Raw genomic sequence first — 19,584 nt, 5'->3', positions numbered from 1 at the left:
TTCATCACGCAAGCTCTCATGCCGCGTTGAACGGCTCGAACATGGAACCACCATGCCCTTCACCGTTCGCCTTGCCTAAGAGTTTGCGTGATGAACTGGTCATATGTTTAATTGAGAACGCTCCCTAGAGCCATCCTGAAAACCATACCACGTTATAATCAACCAATGTCTTAACGTTTAGCCGCTGCGGGTAATGGCGAAGCCAGCGCCTTCATCACCTGCTGCGGATCCAGTCGTACCTGGAACCAGTTAATTCGCCAATCAAGATGCGGCCCGGTAACCCTTCCGGTAGCGCCCATTTCTGCAATTACCTGCCCTTTCTTTACTTCATCACCGGCTTTTACCAGCAGTTTGCTCAAGTGCAGCATCGAACTGCTAAGACCAAATCCGTGATCAATCACCAGAGTCCCACCGGAAAAGTACATATCCGGCTCGGCCAGAGTAATGTAACCGTCAGCTGGAGCCATGATGGGAGTACCCACCGGGCCGGCAATATCGAGTCCGAAATGAGGCCGGCGCGGCTTGTCATTAAATACCCGCTGACTGCCATACACACCGGTTATCGGGCCTTTGGCCGGCATGATCATCCCCTGCAGGAACAGAGCATCATCAGTCATTACTTCCCGAGCCTGACGCACACTGCGGTTATCTTCCCGAATCCGCTGCAGGACGCGCTCTGCCGGGCTGACATATTTTTTGGCAATGCCGTTTATTCGCTGAATATCATAGTCCTGCGGCTTCACAGTGAGATCACATTGGGTAACCTTGCCGTCAGCGTGTTTGATCTGGTATGACTGTTCCGACCCGGCATCACGCCCGAAGCCGATCACAAACAAGCCTTCATCGGTGACTGCCACCGGCTTTTGCTGGTACAAGATCTCCGCACCTTCCGGTGCATGAGCCAACAGCAAGCCGCCCTGACTCAATGCTTGTGGCGAACAGTCACTTTTACTGGCAAAGGTGGGTGTCATATGAAAACTAAGGGCCAGCATCAGGCAACCCTTGATAAACTTTTTCACTTACTCCTCCATGCAATCAAACGGCATCTGATAGCCAATAACATGCAGGACTCATGAAGATAAGGCAACAGGCTGAAATACCGGAAATATTTGATATCTGGTCGTACGGGAGGAGGATTACAGTCGAAATAGCTTTCGCAACGAACTATATTTACAGAACCCTTTAAGCTGTTTTAACTAACTGCCTGAGGTGCACATCATGGATATGATTATTCTCAGTATTTCACTGATATTTCCGGTGGCTTTTGGTATCAGTGTGCTGATACCAATGTTATTTGATGCCCGCAGACGGCACAGAAAAGCCCTGCACCATCACTAAGCCAAAGTTTTTATCTTCCTGCAAAGAAGCGGATCAAGGGGCAGAGGGTGCAATGTACTTTGCCCAGCGATCTGCAAAATCATTGACCTTGTTCCAGTCGGTATACTCAATATCTTTTGAGGTATCAGTACTTCCCCCGGTCATTTTCATAATCAGCTGAATCATCAGCCGGTCATAAAACGGATAACGGGAATACTGCAGTGAACCGGCAAATACTTCCACCATATCCGGCTGCCAGCCCACCTGGGACAGCATCCGTTTGAGATAGGGATTGGTTTCCCGACTGTTGCGCTCTGGCTTCCGCGCAGTCAGGTTAACGCTAAAGAAACCACTCTTGATCTGGTTCAACCAGTTATGATTTTCGCCAACAAAGCGCTGAATTGCCGTCATATGGCGACCATAGCGAATGGGTGCGCCGATCAGTACCGAAGAATATTCCAGCAGATCTTCCGCTGTCAGCTGACGCAGTGGTGCGTTGGCAGAGAGCAGCAACTGGTCAACTTCGATATTTTTTGCCCGAAGTTCAGCGGCAATACTCGACATGATACGGGCAGTCTGGCCGTCATGTGATGCATATAATAAGAGAGACTGTGCCATTACCCGTTCCGGCCAACCACGTAAAAAACCGGCATTATAGAGTCGGTGAGTGAAAAAAAAATGGTATCCAGATCAATGAAAATGCCTGCACACCCCGGATACCCGTTACTTAAAAATAACAGTGTCCAAATGTGCAGGCACTCTTCATGACGCTTTACCTTGCCAGCTGATCAGATTTGAGAAAACCTGATCAGAACATCTGCAAGCTTAGGTCAGTTCCTGATGAGCAGGCTTGTGCGGCTCGCTGGAGTAGGAGAAGTTGTCGTGTGCTTCTTCAGTCTCTTTCGGCAGCAGGTGCTCGATCATGGCCCGCTCTTCCAGCAGTTCCTTCTCGGTAGCCTGCATCAGTTCACGGGACATTTCGTTGATTTCCAGACCCTGAATAATGCGGTAGGCACCGAAGTTACACTGTACCGGGAAAGAGTAGAAGATACCCTTGGCAATGCCATAGGAACCATCACTGATGATACCCATGCTGACCCAGTCGTGACGATCGGAACCAGCCGCCCAGTCGCGCATGTGATCGATAGCAGCCTGGGAAGCAGAAGCTGCGCTGGACAGGCCACGGGCTTCGATGATTGCAGCGCCACGCTTCTGCACCGCCGGAATCAGGTTCTCGCGGTAATCAGCAGCGTCCAGCTGATCGATAACAGAGCTGCCGTCGTCCAGTACAGCGTGATGCAGATCCGGGTACTGAGTCGCAGAGTGGTTACCCCAGATAGCGGCACGACGAACGCTACCAGCATTAACGCCCAGCTTTTCAGCAACCATACCAACAACACGGTTGTGGTCCAGACGGGTCATCGCGGTGAACTGGGACGGGCTCAGGTTCGGTGCGTTACGGCTTGCGATCAGCGCGTTGGTGTTAGCCGGGTTGCCAACAACCAGTACGCGTACATCCGGGTTAGCGAAGTCAGACAGTGCCTTACCCTGCTCGGCAAAGATTGCTGCGTTGGCTTCCAGCAGATCCTGACGCTCCATGCCCTTGCCACGAGGACGGGCACCTACCAGAACAGCGTAGTGAACGCCGGCGAAACCTTCCTGAACGTTGTCGTGCAGGGTAACGCTGTGCAGCAGCGGGTAAGCGCCGTCAGCCAGCTCCATCGCAACACCCTTGAGGGCGTTCATGGCAACCGGCAGTTCAACCAGCTGAAGGATAACCGGCTGGTCAGGACCGAACATCTCACCACTGGCAATACGGTAAACCATGGAGTAGCTGATGCTGCCGGCGGCTCCGGTCACTGCAACGCGTACGGGATGTCTCATGTGTAACCTCTATAGTCACTACTGAATACAACACTGTCGTTAGTTCGACAGCACAAAAAACCATACCGGGTTTCACTGCTGTTCCTGACGATGACAGCTGTCAGGAAGCCAGGCGATAGGCATAAACGGGCGTACGGTATAAATCACCGCACCGCTGTTCTGCTGCTGGGGTAAATCCCGGCAAGGCAAAGGTAGAAGAAATCAGCCAGCTGTCTGTTGCCGGTGCCTTCTCAAACTTGTCCGCCAGTTGTCGCATGCCATCACGATACAGATAGCAATAGATCAGTCCGGCTGCAGGCAGTTTCGCCTGCATAAAATCTTTCCGCTCGACCCGGACACGATGGGACAAGCGACTGAAACGAATGCGCAGTAAGGTAACAAACCAGGGAATCAGGGAGCGCTCATAGCCGATAATACAGGCCTGAGGATAACGACAGGCCAGCCAGAGTAACATACCTCCCCAGCCACTGCCCAATTCCAGCACGGTTTCCGGCTTTCGATCCAGTCCGGGCGCGGAATCCAGCAGCGCAGCAACACCATGGCGTACAGGCTGGGCCGTCGGCACAGGGCCAATCCCCAGTTTCAGCGTATAAAAAATAATTGACAGGGTTACTGCCACCGCAGTGGCGACAATCAACCAGATAAAATCCATAAAGCAGGCTTCCATGCCGGAACCGGATACATTTATTCGGTAATTTTTACTATCAGGTTTAGCTGTTCGAAAAGTAACAACTCTAAACAGACCGGTTCGGCGGGGGACAGATTACCTTCTCCATCGTTGAAAATCCAGAGCCCAGCAGGGAGAAATACCTATCAACCTATAACTGAAAACCCTCTTTGCCCGATCAAACGAACAAAGAGGGTTCTTGATAAACAGGATACTTTAAGCTTTGAACTCAGCCTTTATACAACTTCGGATTCATAACATCCCGCAGCCAGTCACCCAACAGGTTCATCACCAATACCAGCACTACCAGTACAATGCCGGGAATAACTGTAATCCACCAGGTACCGGAGAAGATATATTCAAAGCCGCTGGAGATCAGTGCTCCCAGACTTGGCTGTGACGGCGGCATACCCAACCCGAGGAACGACAGCGCCGCTTCACTGATAATGGCATTGGCAATCTGTACGGTGGAGATAACCAGTATCGGTGACAGGCAGTTGGGCAGGATATGACGGAACATGATCCGACCGGGACCAAAACCCATTACCCGGGTTGCTTCCACATATTCCTTCTGCTTCTCGGCCAGCACCGAGGCACGAATGGTACGAGCATACTGTGGCCATTCGGCAATACCGATGACCAGAATCAGCATCAACATCGCCATTCGGCTGTAAAGCTCCATACCAAATGCCGCCTGAAATACCGCCAGCACAATGATGGCAACCATCATGGTAGAGAACGACAGCTGAATATCAGCCAGACGCATCAGGAAGCCATCGATACGGCCACCGAAATAACCGGCAGTCAAACCAACGACAATACCCAGAAAGGCCTGCAGTATCACGGCAAACAGACCAATAGTTAATGAAATACGGGTGCCGTACAGAATGGTACTCAGCAGATCACGCCCCTGATCGTCCGTACCCAGCAGAAACTGACTGTCACCCTCTTCCGACCAGGCCGGCGGCAGCTCGGAGTTCATAATGTCGAGCTGTGCCATATCGTACGGATTCTGCGGTGCCAGCACCGGAGCCAGCAGTGCACCGGCAACCATCAGCAGCAGGATTACGGCGGACACCATGGCCACCTTGTCCCGCAAAAAGTAGTAATAGATATTCGACTGACGAATACGCTGCCAGCGGGTTTCAGGGCGCGCAGGAACTACAGCTTCATTCATGACATTCACTCCTTATGCGCTCTTGCCGGCCAGACGAACAGTAGGATTGATCAGACCATAAATCAGATCCACCAGCGTATTTACAATGACAAAAATGGCGCCCACCACAATCAGGTAAGCAACGATCAGCGGAGCATCAACCCGGTTTACCGCTTCCAGGAACATAAAGCCCATACCGGGCCACTGGAAGACAGACTCAGTCAGAATGGTATAGGCGACCATGGTTCCGATCTGGACACCACCTACAGTAATGACCGGCAGCATGGTGTTTTTCAGGGCGTGGAGGTAGTAGATACGGGTCAGTTTCAGGCCTTTGGCCTTGGCAAACTTCACATATTCGGTATGCAGTGCTTCTACCATCTCCGACCGGATCAGCCGGATAAACAATGGCAGCATGATACTGGCAAGGGAAATGCAGGGCAGAACCAGATGTAGCAGACCATCCTTGTTAAAGAAGCCGCTTTCCCAGCTGCCAAATATCAGATCAACTTCCCCGCGCCCGTAGGATGGCAGCCAGCCCAGTTCAATGGAAAATACATAAATCAGCAGAATCGCGGTCAGGAATACCGGGATCGAGATACCCAGAATACTCCAGCCCAGTATTGCTTTGGAAAACCAGCTTTGGGGGTGAATGGCACAGTAAACACCGGCCGGAATAGACAACACGATAATCAGTAAGGTGGCACCAAATACCAGCTCCAAAGTCGCCGGCAATTTGCCCAGAATCACATCAAGAGCGGGTTCTTTAAAGAAGTAGGAAGTACCCAGATCTCCCTGAACGGCTTTGGCCATAAACCGGCCATATTGCACCAGGAACGGATCATTCAGCCCCAGCTCATCACGCAGTTGCTGACGTTCGGCTTCGGACACTGACTGGCCGACCATTTCACGCAGCGGATCACCCAGATTATCCTGGATGGCAAAACTTATAAAGCTGATGACCAGCATCACCAGCAGCCCCTGAATCAGGCGGCGGGCAAGAAATAACAGCATGTCAGACCTATGGTTTTATTTATTTAAAAGGTCAGGGCTACACCCTGACGGTCCCTTTCTCTGTAAAAAACTGCAAACCATGGCACACGACGGGAGATATCGATTCTGCAGGCGGCTTCTAAAGAGCGTTCTCAATCCATGCCACCAGCCAGCGGGTTACAGATAACTCTCTGCAGTTGTTTTATTGCAAACTGCCTGTTGCACAACTGCTTTCGCAAAACTTTATCTCGTTGATGCCCGGTAATTCGGTAACTCGTTACCGAATTACCGGGCGAATATCAGGTATTTCCAGCCCCGATTATTCTTCGATTACCAGGTCACCCAGGTACGGGAAGTTCATCACATTGACTACGTCGGCAATATTGACTTCCTTCTTGGCACCCCAGGCCAGGTTCTGCCAGTGCAGCGGAATGAAAGCTGCATCTTCATACAGAATCTCTTCCACTTCCTGCAGCAGCTTGGTTCTCAGCAACAGGTTGGTTTCCTTGTTGGCATCAGCCAGCAGCTTGTCGACCTTCGGATTACAGTAGCCACCACTGTTGTACTGACCACGACCGGTTTCTTCGTCCGGGCAGGCTGCAAGGTACTCGGTGAAGTTGGCAGAATCTTCGGTGTCAGAGTGCCAGCCGATCATCTGGATATCCGCTACCCGCTTGTCAAACTCCGGCCAGTACTGGGCTTTCGGCATGGTCTTCAGGTCAACTTTAATGTTGATCTTGGCCAGCATACCGGCTACCGCCTGGGCGATTTTCTCATCGTTAATGTAACGGTTGTTCGGCGCAATCATGCTGATCCGGAAACCCTTCTCATAACCAGCTTCCTTCATCAGCTGACGGGCCTTTTTCAGGTCATAGCGCGGTGCCAGATCTTCAACATAACCGTCGTAGCCTTCCGGACCCTGCTGACCGGCAGCGGTCGCAAAACCGCGCATGATACGCTTGACGATGGCTTCGTTATTGATGGCATATGCCACGGCCTGACGAACGCGCTTGTCCTTGAAGGCTTCAACACGGTTCTGGTTCAGCTGCAGCTGGATAATCCGGGTGCCCGGCAGGGTAACCAGATCAGTGGCAGTGTTACGCTCGATACGACTGTGGTCGGTCGGCGGTACCGGGAAGATAAAGTCAACGTCACCGGACAGCAGTGCTGCAACCCGGGTCGGGTTCTCTTTAATCGGGGTCAGGGTAATCATGTCGACGTTACCCTTGGACTCCTTGTCCCAGTAATTTTCATTACGACGGAACTCGACCTTTACACCTTGCTGGCGGTAGCTGACAGTGTACGGACCGGTACCGGAAGGATTACGGGAAGCAAAGGTATTACCGTGCTTTTTCAACTGATCTTTGGGCTGACCTTTCTCATCCTTGCCGGAATAGTAAACACTGTCCATCGGAAACAGATAGGTCGCGGCATTCAAAGTCAACGGATAGGCTTCTTTGGTCACCAGCAGGAAGGTGTGATCATCCAGCACTTCAATGTAGGTAAAGGGCTCAAATACCGCCTTGAAGTCCGGACTGCTCTTCAGACGCTCAAAAGTCCACTTCACATCTTTTGCAGTCAGCGGGTTACCGGAATGGAACTTGATGCCCTTGCGCAGGTGGAACCGTACTTTACGGTCGTCTACGCGCTGCCATTTTTCAGCCAGACGGGGCTCAAAACTGTGATCCTTGTTCCAGCGGATCAATGGGTCAAACACCAGATGCGACATCTGCAGGGTAGCGCCCGACAGCTGCTCGTGCGGATCCAGCGACACCGGATCGGCATCATAAGCCACCTTGAGGCTGGCAGCTTGGGCTCCGAAAGCCAGGGAGGTAGTCATCACCGCTGTTGCGATGCCCTTTTTAATCAGACTTCTCATACGTACCCCTTAGTTATCGTAATAATGGTCGTAATGCCGAAGTGTCATTCACTTCTTGTTATTCGTTATCAACGGACACTTGCCCGATATAACCCGCCGGGTACTAATACAGTATTCAACGGGCCTGCGCTAGAGCCCCAATGGCTGTTATGCCAGAGCGACTTCCCTTTCGGGTTCGGTTTCCAGCCCTTCACGGGACAGGTTATCCAGGTGCGGCATCAGTGACAGCAACTCACGGGTATATTCATGCTGCGGACTGGCATACAGGGTTTCGGTTTCATTGACTTCAACCAGTTTGCCATAGCGCATCACACCAACTCTGTCGCACATCTGGCGAATAACCGGCAGGTCATGACTGATAAACATCATGGTGAGTCCCAGCTCATCCTGCAGGTCTTTCAGCAGATTCAGGATCTGGGCCTGAACCGAAACATCCAGTGCTGAAGTGGGTTCGTCACAGATCAGGAACCGGGGCCGGGTTGCCAGTGCCCGGGCAATGGAAATACGCTGCCGCTGGCCACCGGAGAATTCATGGGGGAATTTGACGCCGGATGCAGCGCCCAGACCTACATGATCCAGCAGATCAGCCACAATACCATCAGTTTCCCGTCCCGGACGCGCCAGGCTATGGAACCGGATCGGCTCGGCAATAATATCGTGCACGCTCATACGCGGATTCAGGCTGGAATATGGATTCTGGAACACCATCTGAATCTGGCGCCGGAATGGAATACGCTGCTTGTCACTGAGTCTGGTCAGGTCGGTACCGGCATAATTAATGCTGCCGCTATCCGGCTGATACAGGCCGGCAATAATCCGGGCAATGGTCGACTTACCGGAACCGGATTCACCCACCAGACCAAAGGTTTCTCCTTCCCGTACTTCAAAACTGACATGGTCCGATGCCTTGACATAGCGGCGATTTTTTTCGAGGAATGCGGACTGGGTCTGGAACCGCAGATTGACATCATCCACTTTCAAAAGAATGCCATTTTCCGCTTTATGTTCCGCGGCAAAGGATTCATCCTGCTGACCCAGCCAGTGATTTTTAACATCGATGCTGCGGCTCTGAACCTGCTCGATATATTCCACTCGCGGGAAGCGTTTCAGTTTGACGTCGGTACGGGGCACCGCACTGATCAAACTGCGGGTATATTCGTGTTGCGGACGTTCCAGTATCTGCTGAGTGGAGCCCATTTCCACCAGATTACCCTTATACATCACCGCAACCCGGTCGGTGACATTGGCAATAACACCCATATCGTGGGTTACCAGAATACAGCCCACCTGTCGTTCACGACAGAGGGTACGAATCAGTTCCAGAATCTGATCCTGAATCGAAACATCCAGTGCGGTAGTAGGTTCATCGGCAATAATCAGCTCGGGGTCGCCTGCCAACGCAATGGCAATAACTACCCGCTGACGCATACCACCGGAAAACTGGTGCGGATACTGCTTCAGACGCAGTTCAGGCTCGGGAATACCCACCGACTTCATCAGTTCCAGCGATTTGTTCAGTGCCTCTTCACGGGTACCGCCCAGAGTGGCCAGAATGGTTTCAACCAGCTGGGTTTCAATGGTCAGCAGCGGGTTGAGCGAGGTCATCGGATCCTGAAAGATAAATCCGATCCGACGGCCGCGAATACGGCGAATGGCTTCACCGTGCAGATTGGCAATATTCTCGCCTTCCAGCAGTACATCACCGCTGGCTACCCGCCCCGGAGGACTGAGCAGGTCAATAACGGCATTACCAATGGTAGATTTGCCAGCACCGGATTCACCCACAAGGCCAACAATCTCGCCTTTCTCAACCGAGAAAGAAACATTGCTGACCGCCGTGGCAACCCCGTGCCGTGACGGAAACTCGATGCACAGACTTCTGATCTCCAGCAGAGATCCTGTGGCTTTACTCAAGATAGCCCCCTGATTCTTGTCATTATATTTCAGCAACGCAGCAACATGACCGGCTACCTGATGAGGCTGGATGAAATATTTAACTTGTGGTTTTAGTCTTCATCCAAACGTCATACGCCTTATTTACAATACAGGCTATTTATTTTCAAAACATTTCGACCCTTTTGCGCAATAAGTACTTCCACCTAACCCCATCCATTGACAATAGATTCACTATTGGAAATAGTGGTGCGTTCGACTTGAAAATGAGCATGAAGATTCATACTCGTGCAAACGCCGAAATGGATTTGGCTCCGGTGATTTCAATCAAGTAAATCGCTGTAACCGGATGCTAGACTGAGGCAAATTCAGAGAACCATAAAATCGCCATGACAACTGCACAGTTCACTGCATCAGAGATCGCTTCCGTTCTGCAAAAGCTGCGGGATCACAAGCCGCTGGTGCACAACCTGACCAATCAGGTTGTTATGAATGTTTCCGCCAATGCCCTGCTTGCCATCGGTGCCTCCCCTATCATGTCCCACGCTCCGGAAGAGCTGGAAGAACTGGGCATGGCTGTCAGCAGCACCGTAATCAATATCGGCACTCTGGACAATGTGACTGTTGCCTCCAAGCTCACTGCTGCTCGTATCGCCCGCGACAGCAACAAGCCCTGGGCACTGGATCCGGTCGGTGCGGGTGCAACCCAGTTCCGGCTCGATGTGACCAACCGTCTGCTTGATCTCCGACCTGCGGTTATTCGCTGCAATGCTTCCGAAGCCATTGCCATTGCCCTGCATCAGCGTGGTGGTTCCGGTGTCGACAGCAACGACTCTTCTGATGAAGTCCTGCCGGTATTACACCGGGCCGCTCGTAACCTGCAGACGGTGTTCGCCGTTACCGGCCGCCATGACTATGTCACTGACGGACAGCGTCTGGCCAAGCTGAGCAACGGTCATCCAATGATGGCTGCAGTGACCGGCACCGGTTGTCAGTCTACAGCCATTACCGGTGCTTTCCTGGCCATTGAGCAGGATCCGTGGCTGGCGGCAGTCGCATCACTGGCAGTATTCGGTATTGCCGGACAACTGGCTGCTGAAGAGTCTGCCGGACCCGGCAGTCTGCAGCTGAAGATGCTGGACAGACTTTATACCCTGACTGCTGAGGATATTGAGCAGCACCTGGTGATTGAATGCCAGAACCTCTCTGAGTAAGCCCTGCTTTAAGGATAAAGACTATGACACCAACACTATTGAAAGAGACTCTCAAGCGGTTACCCCAGCCAAAGCTGGCCCACTTGATGCAACCGCTGCGACTGGTGCCATTTGAACTTAAATCCCGGCCACTGGAGCTGGCACTGAACAAGCTACTGAAACAGCCACTGAAGGACGGTGACTTTGATTTTCTCGAAGGCCAGTGGGTTCAGATCGAAATGACCGATGTGGCCCAGGGTGTTGCTATCACCTGCGTAGATGAGAGACTGGTTATCGAGCCACCGGGCGCGGAAGCCGATGTTACCATGCGTGGTAATGTGGATGCCTTTGTCAAACTCGCAACCCGCCAAGAAGATCCTGACACGCTGTTTTTCCAGCGCCAGCTGTCTATTGAAGGCAGTGTTGAGTTGGGACTCGGTATCAAGAACCTGCTCGACAGTCTGGATATCGAACAGCTGCCATATATTGTCAGAATGGTGCTAAAAAACCCGCTCTATCAATCTAAAGTACAAAGTGCTGCCTCTTCTCAGTAACTTCTGACTGGGGGTCTTTCTTCTGGTATGAATACTATTACCAGAAGAGAGGCCTCAGACTTGTTTCAACTGCTTTACTTTCCATAAAACATCCCCTTTGAAAACTTATTTATGGCAGTGCTTGCATCGCTGTAACTAACCGACCATCACTGAGGCACCGGCGAGCATATACGATACCGCCCTTCTATGTTAATTTTGCAAAGCCGTGACAAATTCAAGCGGCAAAAATAATAACTAAAGCACTCCGTCATAAAAGCGTCATATAACGTAAGCAGCATGCCTCATGCCAACGAGCAATGTGACCATAAAAAAGATTAGGGCCCGGGGGAAACATGAAATTATCAACCAAAGTAACATCTGCTGCCATCGCCGCAGGACTGGCTTTCAGTGTTTCAGCGCAGGCTGAAGAGTTGCGTCTGCTGACCTGGGGCGGCTATGCCCCGCAGCAAGTCGTTGACATGTTTGAGAAAGAAACCGGCATAGAGGTAAAAGTTACCCTGTCAAATAACGAAGATATGATCTCCAAGTTGCGGGCAACCCGTGGTGCCGGTTTTGATCTGGCTCAGCCCAGTCAGGACCGTGTCGCAAGTGCCCAGCAAGAGTTTCGTATCTACAAACCCATCGATATAAGCAAACTGGATCAATCCCTGTATATCCAGTCGATGCTGAAATCCACTCAGGAAAGCACTTCAGTCAACGGCAAGCCTTATGGTGTCCCTCACGTCTGGGGAACCAGCGGTCTGATTGCCAACACAGCATCCGGCAAAACCCAGTACAGCTTTGCCGATCTCTGCTCCGATGATTATAAGGGCAAGGTTTCATACCGCCTGAAGCGCCCGACACTGATCGCATTTGCGTTTGATATGGGTGAAGACCCGTTTGCAGCCTACGGTGATCCGGCCAAATACGAGCAAATCCTGGAAAAGGTTCAGGATCGCCTTATCTCCTGCAAGGACAATGTCAAAGCTTACTGGAGCGGTGGTGATGCCCTGATCAACCTGTTGCGCAGTGGTGAAGTAACCCTCGCCATGGGTTGGGATGCCGGCGGCTGGAAACTGAACAAGGAAGACAAGGATATTAACTTTGTGGCACCGAAAAGTGGCGCACTGGGATGGATCGACACCTTTGTTCTCCCTGCCAAGGGTAAAAATGACGATGCCGCCTACAAGTGGATCAACTTTGTCAACCGCCCTGAAATTGCCGCACTGATTACAGCTTCAGCCGGTCAGTTCACTGCATCGGCCGGTGCAGATGCCTTTGTGGAAGAAGGTCTGAGCAAGAGCTACAAAGCCAGCTTTAACCAAGCTGCGCTGGATAATATCAAGTGGTACCCGCCGGTTCCTGCAGGACTGGAAACAATCGAAGGCAAGGTACTGGACCGTATTAAAGCCGCCCAGTAAATCCGCCCCTGTCCTTTCAGGCAGCGTTTATTCAATTAACCGCTGCCTGCGTTCCTGTTCTCATGTAGGAAGTATTCATGACCAGTGAGATTGATCTCAGTTGCCGCAATATCAATAAAACCTTTGATGATTTTATAGCTGTTCGGGATGTCAGTTTCGAGATTCCCCGCGGTTCATTCTTTTCTATTCTGGGCCCTTCCGGTTGCGGCAAAACCACCCTGCTCCGAATGCTGGCCGGGTTCCTTGAGCCCAGCTCAGGAGATATAACAATCAAAGGTCGCTCCATGCTGGGTATTCCTCCCAACAAGCGCCCGGTGAACATGGTCTTCCAGCACCTTGCCCTGTTTCCCATGATGACCGTAGCGGAAAACATCGCTTACGGACTCCGGCGGCGAAAAGAGAAACCTGCCGAAATCAAACGCAAAGTTGCAGATGCACTGGAACGTGTAGGGCTTCCCGGCGTAGGTGATCGCGCTATCAGTCAGCTTTCTGGTGGCCAGAAGCAACGTATAGCCATTGCCAGATGTCTTGTGCTTGAACCTGATGTCTTGCTGCTCGACGAACCGCTGGGTGCACTGGACCTCAAGCTCCGTGAACATATGAAAGTGGAGCTGAAAAAGCTGCAACAGGCGTTCGGAACCACCTTTATCTACATCACCCATGACCAGTCTGAAGCCATGGTGATGTCCGACAATGTTGCGGTAATGAATAGCGGTCGATTTGAGCAGGTCGGTTCTCCACAGGATCTTTACTACAACCCTTCCACAGCTTTTGTGGCGGGCTTTGTCGGGGAAAGTAACCGCTTCTCGGGAACCGTTGTCAGTCGAGCCGGGAATATCGTTGAGGTGAAAACAGAATGTGGACAACATCTTCATGCCTCTGAACGAGTGGATCTCAACCTGGCATCAGGACAAAAAGTAGAGCTCTTTGTACGCCCTGAAATGATCCATTTAAGCAGGGAGCCACAACAGAGTACTGATAACAGCATGACCGGTCAGGTCGAAAACATTCTGTTTGATGGCGGCAACAGTCGCCTGCTTATTCGTGAAACATCATCCGGCTCCGAGATTCAGGTGGTACATCCGCAAACCAGTGAGTTTTCAGATATCAACAAGGGCGATACGCTGTTCCTGAGCTGGAAAGCCGACCAGAGCCATGTTTTTCTAGATACAAATGAAAGGGGCGAAGCATGAGGACGCTGACCGGCAAACGGCTGGCGTTATTTTTATTGCTGACGCCGCTGTTACTTTATCTGTTTTTACTCATCCTCCTGCCTCATCTGGAAATTCTGAATATATCCCTGAGAGAGCGGGTCAGTTACGGCGTTTATAAATTCAGCCTCGCAAGCTATCAGGAGTTTTTTTCCGAACCCCTGTACTGGCTCACTTTTTTGCGAACTGCAGTGATGTCAGTGCTGACAACCGGGATTACGCTGGTCATCGCTTTTCCAGTGGCCTGGTATATTGCCAAAGTGGCCCGCGGTCGTTCCAAAAGCGTGCTGTTCCTGGCTTGCCTGATTCCATTTTGGGTCAGTGAGCTGGTGCGCACTTATGGCTGGATGATTTTGCTGCGGGAAACAGGCATTGTCAGCAACTTGCTGCAGTTTATCGGTGTCGTGGATGGCCCGGTTGAGCTTTTGTACAACGATGTAACGGTTATGGTCGGTCTGGTTTATACCTCCATGCTGTTTATGGTTGTACCGCTGGTCAGCACGCTGGAAGGGCTGGATGACAGCATGGTCGAAGCCGCCTATGACCTGGGTGGAAATGGCTGGAACGCCCTGAAGGAAGTCGTTATACCCTATGCCATGCCCGGCATTGTTTCCGGCTGCATTGTAGTGTTTATGCTGACGCTGGGTAATTATCTGACTCCTACCCTGCTGGGAGGTAAAGACAGCCTCTGGTTTACCGAACAGATTTTCACCCAGTTTATTACCCGCTTTAATTGGGAACAGGGCTCGGCATTCGGCATTCTGTTGCTGACACTTTCATCCCTAATGGTCTGGCTTGGGCTGAAACTCAGTCGCCAGTCATTCAGTGAAACCGTGGGGAGATAATACATGATTGCATCCATTCCCCAGAGCCGCGCTTTTCAGCGCACCTACAAAGCCTATATTTCCATATTCTTTGTATTCCTGATGGCACCTCTGGTCGTCGTTGCGGCCTTCTCCTTTAACGACAGTCTGTTCCCTTCCCTGCCCTGGCAGGGATTCACACTGGACTGGTTTTTTGCTGACAATGTCGAGCGTCAGGGCTTGTTCCATGACGACAAGATCATGGAGAGTCTGGGCACCAGTATTCTGGTAGCAGCCTGTGTGGCAATACTGTCAGTACTGCTGGCACTGTCCAATGCCTTTCTGTTTGAACGGCAGAACTTCCGTGGCAAATCCTTTTTGTACAGCCTGATGTTGATTCCACTGGTAATTCCCGGTGTTATTCTGGGTATTTCGATTCTGGCTTTCGGCAGTAATGTGGCCAATGGCCTGGAAGATAACCATGGTATTGAACTTGAGTTTCTGCGCCCCGGCCTGACCATGGTTATTCTTGGTCAGTTCGCTTTTATCAGTACCATTTGCACCCTGGTTATTTCTGCCAGATTGCGCAAATTTGATATTCAGCTGGAAGAAGCCGCTCTCAATCTGGGCGCAAGCCGGTTCGATGTATTTCGTACCATCACCCTTCCCTGGCTGAAACCGGCTCTGATAGGTTCGGCTATTGTCGCTTTCTTGATGTCATTCGAAAACTTCAACACCACTCTGGTGCTGGTCGGCAGTGATGCACCACTGACCATTACCATGTTTGACCGAATGCGGGAAGGTTCGACACCTGTTTTGAACGCAGTGTCACTGCTATTGATGCTGGCCTCGGGCGCTTTGGCGTTACTCAGCATCTTTGTACAAAGAAAAGAGCCCGGACAGGCTTAGCAGCTGTTGATGTTTTATTGTTCGTTCAGAGGTTATGCAGTTTTTCACTACATAACCTCTTCCTAGTCACCGATTTTGATTTTTTGCTGCTGCTCAGAATACCGCCGCAATAAACCCGAGACCAAACACCATAAAGAAACGTCCGGTCATCGGTGGCAGTTCCTGTAACTGTTCCATGCTGATGACTTTTCTGTATGGTTGCACCAACACCAGCAGTGAGGGCAGAGTCCAGTACCAGCCCGGCAAAATATCCATCCAGTGAAACATAAAGCTCAGCGGTATAACCGACAGCAAGCAGCAAAGATAAATGGTTCTGGCCGGCGTACAGCCAAGTTTCACCGTTAAAGTACCAATACCCGCCAGCTTGTCATCATTAAAGTCACGCAGCTCGTTTGCCAGCAGCAGCGCCGATGACAGCAGACTGACCGGCACAGCCAGTAGCACCACCTGAATATGCCACTCTCTGGCAACCGCATAGTAAGCTCCGGCCACCATCAGAACCCCGGTAAAGACAAACACCGCCGGCACACCCATGCCATGGTTCTTGTACTCAAAGGGCTTACCAGTATAGGCATAGCCACCCAGAATCCCGAACAGCCCCAGCGCAAACAGTTCCCAACCTACTTGTGTCACCAGCCAGATACCCAGCGCCATTCCCAGCAGGGTAAAGATTATGGCGATACGGGTATTCAGTTTGATCATCGTCACTACCCGCCGGGCAGTATCATCCTTGCGCGGCTGCCAGTAATCCAGGTCCGCATGATCATTAAACAGGTTAACCGCGGCCTGTAGCAGCACACCGGTCAGCACCACCACAATCGAGCGTGCAATATCACCCTGATCATGAGCCCAGGCCAGAGCTACCCCCAGCCCGCAGACAATCAGTGCCACACTGTAGGAGAACGGCCGTAATGCTCGACCCAGCCGGTATTTTTCCGGAGAAGAAGCCAGTATTTTCATAGTCTCTGTTAATCACAAAAAAAGCCGCTGATCATGGATCGGCGGCCTTTCCGAAAAAGCAGGTTATCAGACCCGGCAGGCTGCACTGCAATCTACCGGAAATCCTGTCCCTTACTTCATCACTTCATCTTGATAGTTGCTTCTGCACGCAGATCGCGCAGCAGTTCGCTATAGAGGTTACGTCCTTCACCGACAGCCAGGATACGGGCCAGACGGGTGTTGTCCGCCTGATCGGCATCAACCTCACCGGCAGTAACATTGGTCAGTGCAACCAGCGCCACATCGGAAGATGGCAGCTCAACTACAGCGTAGCTGGCACCATTCTGCTGCGGATGCGGCAGACGGAAGGCTTCCTGCAGTACCTGCTGAGGTGCATCGTTGCTGAAGCGCTCTGCACCACTCAGGGCAGTCCACTCGGCATCAGCTTCGACAGCGATAGCGTCACGGCTCTCACCTTTTTCCAGCGCCAGCTGCAGTTTTTCGGCCTGCTGCTGCAGTGCATCACCTGCGATATCACGACGCTGCAAATCGAAGATAGTGTCACGTACATCTTCAAATGTACGCTGTTCCGGCTGGTTATGCTCACGAGTACGCAGCACGATAATGTGATCAGGGTCCAGCTCGATGATTTCGCTGTTGGCACCCAGGCTCAGCACATCATCAGAGAATGCTGCATCAACAACCTTTTGGTTGGCAATAATACCTTCAGCCCCACCATTACGGCCAAACAGGTCAGTCTTCTGAATCGTCAGACCCAGCTCTTCAGCCGGTTGTTGCAGGTCAGCTGCTTCGAAGCTGATATCTGCCAGTTTCTGGGACTTTTCTACAAACAGGCCCGCCAGTTCGCTGTCCTGAATTTCCTGCACCAGCTCGTCACGGACATCATCATAGGCCGGAATATTCTGGGATTCATAACCGTTCAGACGAATAATCTGGTAACCGAACTCGGTCTTGACCGGCTGGGAAAATTCACCCGGTTTCAGTGCGCTCAGCGCTTCGTCAAATGCAGCACCGAAGAAACCTTCTTCAACCGCACCAATGTTGCCACCTTCAGTAGAAGACGCAGCATCATCGGAAAATTCCATGGCTACAGCTGCAAAGTCATCACCGGCCTGCAGCTTGGCATAGGCTTCGTCAGCGCGGGCTTTGGCAGCACTTTCATCACGGTCGTCATTGGTTTCAACCAGCACGATAGCAGCCTGAGGCAGACGTTCTGCTTCCAGCTCGGCAACCATTGCCTGATAACGCTGCTCGACATCGTTCTCATCGATATCAACCTGGTCACGCAGAGCTTCACGGTTCAGCTCGATGTAGCTGACAGAAACAGTTTCCGGTGTCATGAACTGTTCCTTGCGCGCATCATAGTATTGACGGGCGTCTTCTTCAGAAACCTCGATAGCCGCCTGGGCCTTGTCGAAGTTCAGGGTCAGCCAGGCAATATCACGTTTCTGGTTCTGCAGGCTCAGCAGGGTATTCAGTTCTGCCTGAGTCACAAACTCGGAACCGGAGATACCACTCATCTGCTGATTTACCAGCTGATCTTCTCTCAGGGCTGCACGATACTGAAGCGGTGTCATGCCGGCGCCACGCACCATTGCCTGGAAACGGTCCGGATCAAACTGGCCATTATTCTGGAATACCGGCGTGTTACGGATCTGGTTATCCAGGGATTCCTGGGAAACTTCCAGTCCGGCGTCGGTAATACTCTGGGTCAGCAGGGTACGGGTGATAAGCTGATCCAGTGCAGCCTGGCGCAGCATCGCTTCGTCCAGAGAAGACGGATCAAAGTTCGCCCCAAAACGCTGCTGCATCATGCGCCGCTGCTGCTCCATGGCCTGGTACAGCTGCTGTTCGGTGATATCGTCACCGTTGACGGAAGCAACTGTCGGGTTGCCCGGATTGGGAGCCAGAGACTCAAGACCGAAAATGGCAAAAGTAAATGCGATCACGGCAACGACGACCTTGGCGATCCAGCCCTGTGCATTTTCCCTCATGGTTTGCAGCATATATTAACCTCAGCTACGTCTGCGCTACGTTATCCATACAGTATTACAAGATTAACGGAGACTGCATATAAAATGCGATATATAAACTTCCGACAATAAAAAAGCGCACCCTGAGATGCGCTTTCTGAGATAATCCGGCTCTGCCAGTTACAATCCCGCTATGAACGGAGTTTGTTCAGCAGTCGCCAGACTACCCCGGATCATGAATTAGCTGTTTACCGCATCCTTCAGGGCTTTACCGGCCTTGAAGCTTGGGATTTTAGCAGCAGCAATTTCAATCGGCTCACCAGTCTGCGGGTTACGACCGGTACGGGCAGCACGATCTTTAACAGAGAAAGTACCGAAACCAACCAGAACAACCTGTTCGCCGTTCTTCAGGGCACCGCTGACGTTTTCAATAACGGCATCCAGTGCGCGGCCAGCAGCGGCTTTCGGCAGATCAGCAGATTCTGCAATTGCATCAATCAGTTCAGATTTGTTCACTTTAATCCCCTTAATGTGAATGCTTCTTGCTACCTGTCACCAAAACAGTGGTTAATAACAACAAGCGTCAGGTGCTTTGCTTACTTTGACAGCCAAGGGTCTGTACGCTGGAAAAGGTTTGCTCAGGTATTCCATACAAACCGGCACAACGACATCAGTCTTGGGTTTACAGATATAGGTAAAGATCTGAAAACTCTTAACAGCTGCGCAATAAGGAATGCAGTAGAGCGAATCGAATTTATACCAGCCACCCGAAAACACTGTCAAGCTGAACAA

General features: G+C 51.5%; 17 protein-coding genes. 6 read left to right on the top strand and 11 right to left on the bottom strand.

The genetic code is table 11. The features are described 5' to 3' along the window. Positions 1-170: 170 nt before the first annotated feature. The 8 genes from ACYZZ0_RS11895 to ACYZZ0_RS11860 all read right to left on the bottom strand — a co-directional run bounded on the left by ACYZZ0_RS11895 (position 171) and on the right by ACYZZ0_RS11860 (position 9,810). Positions 171-1,019, bottom strand: coding sequence for a M23 family metallopeptidase (locus ACYZZ0_RS11895; protein WP_461536843.1), 849 nt, complete (start codon positions 1,017-1,019; stop codon positions 171-173). A gap of 352 nt (positions 1,020-1,371) precedes the next feature. After that, positions 1,372-1,935 (bottom strand): menaquinone-dependent protoporphyrinogen IX dehydrogenase, encoded by a 564-nt coding sequence (hemG, locus tag ACYZZ0_RS11890; protein WP_461536842.1) that lies wholly within the window; start codon positions 1,933-1,935, stop codon positions 1,372-1,374. Positions 1,936-2,142: 207 nt separating this feature from the next. Beyond that, positions 2,143-3,201, bottom strand: coding sequence for a malate dehydrogenase (locus ACYZZ0_RS11885; RefSeq protein ID WP_461536841.1), 1,059 nt, complete (start codon positions 3,199-3,201; stop codon positions 2,143-2,145). 100 nt (positions 3,202-3,301) lie between these two features. Beyond that, on the bottom strand, positions 3,302-3,853 hold the full coding sequence (locus ACYZZ0_RS11880) for an SAM-dependent methyltransferase (RefSeq protein WP_461536840.1): 552 nt from the start codon (positions 3,851-3,853) through the stop codon (positions 3,302-3,304). Positions 3,854-4,097: 244 nt separating this feature from the next. Further along, positions 4,098-5,045 carry an ABC transporter permease gene (locus tag ACYZZ0_RS11875; protein WP_461536839.1) on the bottom strand — a complete coding sequence of 316 codons (948 nt, stop codon included), beginning with the start codon at positions 5,043-5,045 and terminating at the stop codon, positions 4,098-4,100. A gap of 12 nt (positions 5,046-5,057) precedes the next feature. Then, on the bottom strand, positions 5,058-6,038 hold the full coding sequence (locus tag ACYZZ0_RS11870; protein ID WP_461536838.1) for an ABC transporter permease: 981 nt from the start codon (positions 6,036-6,038) through the stop codon (positions 5,058-5,060). Positions 6,039-6,336: 298 nt separating this feature from the next. Next, positions 6,337-7,896, bottom strand: coding sequence for an ABC transporter substrate-binding protein (locus ACYZZ0_RS11865; RefSeq protein ID WP_461536837.1), 1,560 nt, complete (start codon positions 7,894-7,896; stop codon positions 6,337-6,339). Positions 7,897-8,043: 147 nt separating this feature from the next. Then, on the bottom strand, positions 8,044-9,810 hold the full coding sequence (locus tag ACYZZ0_RS11860) for a dipeptide ABC transporter ATP-binding protein (RefSeq protein WP_461536836.1): 1,767 nt from the start codon (positions 9,808-9,810) through the stop codon (positions 8,044-8,046). A gap of 368 nt (positions 9,811-10,178) precedes the next feature. Between ACYZZ0_RS11860 and thiM the strand changes: the two genes are divergently transcribed. The 6 genes from thiM to ACYZZ0_RS11830 all read left to right on the top strand — a co-directional run bounded on the left by thiM (position 10,179) and on the right by ACYZZ0_RS11830 (position 15,859). Continuing rightward, entirely contained in the window at positions 10,179-11,003 is an 825-nt protein-coding gene (gene thiM, locus ACYZZ0_RS11855; protein ID WP_461536835.1) for a hydroxyethylthiazole kinase, read from the top strand. Between the two features lie 23 nt (positions 11,004-11,026). Further along, complete coding sequence (gene ubiT / locus ACYZZ0_RS11850) at positions 11,027-11,536, top strand: ubiquinone anaerobic biosynthesis accessory factor UbiT (RefSeq protein ID WP_461536834.1); 510 nt, start codon at positions 11,027-11,029, stop codon at positions 11,534-11,536. Between the two features lie 332 nt (positions 11,537-11,868). Further along, positions 11,869-12,936, top strand: a complete 1,068-nt coding sequence (locus ACYZZ0_RS11845) for an extracellular solute-binding protein (protein ID WP_461536833.1) — start codon at positions 11,869-11,871, stop codon at positions 12,934-12,936. 77 nt (positions 12,937-13,013) lie between these two features. After that, positions 13,014-14,129, top strand: a complete 1,116-nt coding sequence (locus ACYZZ0_RS11840; RefSeq protein WP_461536832.1) for an ABC transporter ATP-binding protein — start codon at positions 13,014-13,016, stop codon at positions 14,127-14,129. Further along, positions 14,126-14,992 carry an ABC transporter permease gene (locus tag ACYZZ0_RS11835; RefSeq protein ID WP_461536831.1) on the top strand — a complete coding sequence of 289 codons (867 nt, stop codon included), beginning with the start codon at positions 14,126-14,128 and terminating at the stop codon, positions 14,990-14,992. The genes ACYZZ0_RS11840 and ACYZZ0_RS11835 overlap by 4 nt, the downstream gene beginning before the upstream one ends. Positions 14,993-14,995: 3 nt before the next feature. Further along, complete coding sequence (locus ACYZZ0_RS11830) at positions 14,996-15,859, top strand: ABC transporter permease (RefSeq protein WP_461536830.1); 864 nt, start codon at positions 14,996-14,998, stop codon at positions 15,857-15,859. A 93-nt stretch (positions 15,860-15,952) separates the two neighbouring features. Here ACYZZ0_RS11830 and ACYZZ0_RS11825 read toward each other — a convergent pair whose 3' ends face one another. From ACYZZ0_RS11825 to ACYZZ0_RS11815, 3 genes are all read right to left on the bottom strand, one after another. Beyond that, a complete protein-coding gene (locus ACYZZ0_RS11825; protein WP_461536829.1) occupies positions 15,953-16,819 on the bottom strand; it encodes a UbiA family prenyltransferase in 867 nt (288 codons plus the stop codon). A 119-nt stretch (positions 16,820-16,938) separates the two neighbouring features. Continuing rightward, positions 16,939-18,825, bottom strand: a complete 1,887-nt coding sequence (locus tag ACYZZ0_RS11820; protein WP_461536828.1) for a SurA N-terminal domain-containing protein — start codon at positions 18,823-18,825, stop codon at positions 16,939-16,941. Positions 18,826-19,032: 207 nt separating this feature from the next. Continuing rightward, positions 19,033-19,308 carry an HU family DNA-binding protein gene (locus ACYZZ0_RS11815; RefSeq protein WP_461536827.1) on the bottom strand — a complete coding sequence of 92 codons (276 nt, stop codon included), beginning with the start codon at positions 19,306-19,308 and terminating at the stop codon, positions 19,033-19,035. Positions 19,309-19,584: the final 276 nt, after the last annotated feature.

The sequence above is a fragment of the Spongorhabdus nitratireducens genome, from assembly GCA_947387575.1.
Classification (GTDB): Bacteria; Pseudomonadota; Gammaproteobacteria; order Pseudomonadales; family Endozoicomonadaceae; genus CANDOC01.
The sequence above is the reverse complement of the archived record's forward strand: the minus strand, read 5'-3'. Positions and strand labels throughout refer to the sequence as shown.

Excerpts from the sequence above, each read along its gene's own strand:
- hemG (WP_461536842.1), bottom strand. The coding sequence starts at position 1,935 with ATGGCACAGTCTCTCTTATTATATGCATCACATGACGGCCAGACTGCC.
- ACYZZ0_RS11885 (WP_461536841.1), bottom strand. The coding sequence starts at position 3,201 with ATGAGACATCCCGTACGCGTTGCAGTGACCGGAGCCGCCGGCAGCATC.
- ACYZZ0_RS11880 (WP_461536840.1), bottom strand. The coding sequence starts at position 3,853 with ATGGATTTTATCTGGTTGATTGTCGCCACTGCGGTGGCAGTAACCCTG.
- ACYZZ0_RS11875 (WP_461536839.1), bottom strand. The coding sequence starts at position 5,045 with ATGAATGAAGCTGTAGTTCCTGCGCGCCCTGAAACCCGCTGGCAGCGT.
- ACYZZ0_RS11870 (WP_461536838.1), bottom strand. The coding sequence starts at position 6,038 with ATGCTGTTATTTCTTGCCCGCCGCCTGATTCAGGGGCTGCTGGTGATG.
- ACYZZ0_RS11865 (WP_461536837.1), bottom strand. The coding sequence starts at position 7,896 with ATGAGAAGTCTGATTAAAAAGGGCATCGCAACAGCGGTGATGACTACC.
- thiM (WP_461536835.1), top strand. The coding sequence starts at position 10,179 with ATGACAACTGCACAGTTCACTGCATCAGAGATCGCTTCCGTTCTGCAA.
- ubiT (WP_461536834.1), top strand. The coding sequence starts at position 11,027 with ATGACACCAACACTATTGAAAGAGACTCTCAAGCGGTTACCCCAGCCA.
- ACYZZ0_RS11845 (WP_461536833.1), top strand. The coding sequence starts at position 11,869 with ATGAAATTATCAACCAAAGTAACATCTGCTGCCATCGCCGCAGGACTG.
- ACYZZ0_RS11840 (WP_461536832.1), top strand. The coding sequence starts at position 13,014 with ATGACCAGTGAGATTGATCTCAGTTGCCGCAATATCAATAAAACCTTT.
- ACYZZ0_RS11835 (WP_461536831.1), top strand. The coding sequence starts at position 14,126 with ATGAGGACGCTGACCGGCAAACGGCTGGCGTTATTTTTATTGCTGACG.
- ACYZZ0_RS11830 (WP_461536830.1), top strand. The coding sequence starts at position 14,996 with ATGATTGCATCCATTCCCCAGAGCCGCGCTTTTCAGCGCACCTACAAA.
- ACYZZ0_RS11825 (WP_461536829.1), bottom strand. The coding sequence starts at position 16,819 with ATGAAAATACTGGCTTCTTCTCCGGAAAAATACCGGCTGGGTCGAGCA.
- ACYZZ0_RS11820 (WP_461536828.1), bottom strand. The coding sequence starts at position 18,825 with ATGCTGCAAACCATGAGGGAAAATGCACAGGGCTGGATCGCCAAGGTC.